The following is a 2,401-nucleotide window of genomic DNA, read 5'->3' as shown; positions in this document are numbered from 1 at the left end:
CAGCGGATAGGGACCGAACTGTCTCACGACGTTCTAAACCCAGCTCGCGTACCGCTTTAATGGGCGAACAGCCCAACCCTTGGGACCTACTCCAGCCCCAGGATGCGACGAGCCGACATCGAGGTGCCAAACCATGCCGTCGATATGGACTCTTGGGCAAGATCAGCCTGTTATCCCCGAGGTACCTTTTATCCGTTGAGCGACGGCCATTCCACAATGTACCGCCGGATCACTAGTCCCGACTTTCGTCCCTGCTCGAGATGTCTCTCTCACAGTCAAGCTCCCTTGTGCACTTACACTCGACACCTGATTGCCAACCAGGCTGAGGGAACCTTTGGGCGCCTCCGTTACTTTTTAGGAGGCAACCGCCCCAGTTAAACTACCCATCAGGCACTGTCCCTGACCCGGATTACGGGCCGAAGTTAGATGTCCAAAGTGACCAGAGTGGTATTTCAACGATGACTCCACCCGAACTGGCGTCCGGGTTTCAACGTCTCCCACCTATCCTACACAAGCCACTCCGAACACCAATACCAAACTATAGTAAAGGTCTCGGGGTCTTTCCGTCCTGCTGCGCGTAACGAGCATCTTTACTCGTACTGCAATTTCGCCGAGTTTATGGTTGAGACAGCGGGGAAGTCGTTACTCCATTCGTGCAGGTCGGAACTTACCCGACAAGGAATTTCGCTACCTTAGGATGGTTATAGTTACCACCGCCGTTTACTGGGGCTTAAATTCTCAGCTTCGCCTTGCGGCTAACCGGTCCTCTTAACCTTCCAGCACCGGGCAGGAGTCAGTCCGTATACATCGTCTTGCGACTTCGCACGGACCTGTGTTTTTAGTAAACAGTCGCTTCCCCCTGGTCTCTGCGGCCCCGATCCCCTCCGGACAGCAAGTGTCCATCAAGGTTGGGGCCCCCCTTCTCCCGAAGTTACGGGGGCATTTTGCCGAGTTCCTTAACCATAATTCTCTCGATCGCCTTAGTATTCTCTACCTGATCACCTGTGTCGGTTTGGGGTACGGGCGGCTAAAACCTCGCGTCGATGCTTTTCTCGGCAGCATAGGATCACCAAATCCCCCCAAACGGGGGTCCCATCAGATCTCAGGCATCATGAACAGCGGATTTGCCTACCGTTCGCCCTACATCCTTAGACCGGGACAACCATCGCCCGGCTTGGCTACCTTCCTGCGTCACACCTGTTAATACGCTTGCCTCCCAGGATCAGGTCCTGCGCTCCACCAAAACCCTCACACCACAAGGGCGATCGGGCAGGTCTCGGGCAGTTAGTATCCCCTGTTCAGCATGGGCGGTTTTTCGCCGGTACGGGAATATCAACCCGTTGTCCATCGACTACGCCTGTCGGCCTCGCCTTAGGTCCCGACTTACCCAGGGCAGATTAGCTTGACCCTGGAACCCTTGATCATTCGGCGGACGGGTTTCTCACCCGTCTTTCGCTACTCATGCCTGCATTCTCACTCGTGTAGGCTCCACCGCTGGTTTACACCGCGACTTCACTGCCCACACGACGCTCCCCTACCCATCCAGACGCCTGAACCACAAGGGCTTAGCTAATATCTGAATGCCACAACTTCGGCGGTGTACTTGAGCCCCGCTACATTGTCGGCGCGGAATCACTTGACCAGTGAGCTATTACGCACTCTTTTAAGGATGGCTGCTTCTAAGCCAACCTCCTGGTTGTCTTCGCAACTCCACATCCTTTCCCACTTAGCACACGCTTAGGGGCCTTAGTTGGTGGTCTGGGCTGTTTCCCTCTCGACTATGAAGCTTATCCCCCACAGTCTCACTGCTGCGCTCTCACTTACCGGCATTCGGAGTTTGGCTGACGTCAGTAACCTTGTAGGGCCCATTAGCCATCCAGTAGCTCTACCTCCGGTAAGAAACACGCAACGCTGCACCTAAATGCATTTCGGGGAGAACCAGCTATCACGAAGTTTGATTGGCCTTTCACCCCTACCCACAGCTCATCCCCTCCATTTTCAACTGAAGTGGGTTCGGTCCTCCACGACGTCTTACCGTCGCTTCAACCTGGCCATGGGTAGATCACTTCGCTTCGGGTCTAGATCACGCCACTGCAACGCCCTATTCAGACTCGCTTTCGCTACGGCTTCCCCACACGGGTTAACCTCGCGACGTAACACTAACTCGCAGGCTCATTCTTCAAAAGGCACGCCGTCACAGCTACAAGGCTGCTCCGACGGATTGTAAGCACACGGTTTCAGGTACTGTTTCACTCCCCTCCCGGGGTACTTTTCACCTTTCCCTCACGGTACTGGTCCGCTATCGGTCATTAGGGAGTATTTAGGCTTATCAGGTGGTCCTGACAGATTCACACGGGATTTCTCGGGCCCCGTGCTACTTGGGATACTCTCCAGGCGGTAC

General features: G+C 55.0%; 1 rRNA gene. It reads right to left on the bottom strand.

The features are described 5' to 3' along the window. A 23S ribosomal RNA gene (locus ACLKOZ_RS22405) occupies window positions 1-2,401 on the bottom strand; the annotation flags it as partial.

The organism is Arthrobacter sp. R4, from assembly GCF_051365025.1.
In the GTDB taxonomy this organism is placed as follows: domain Bacteria; phylum Actinomycetota; class Actinomycetes; order Actinomycetales; family Micrococcaceae; genus Arthrobacter.
The sequence above is the reverse complement of the archived record's forward strand: the minus strand, read 5'-3'. Positions and strand labels throughout refer to the sequence as shown.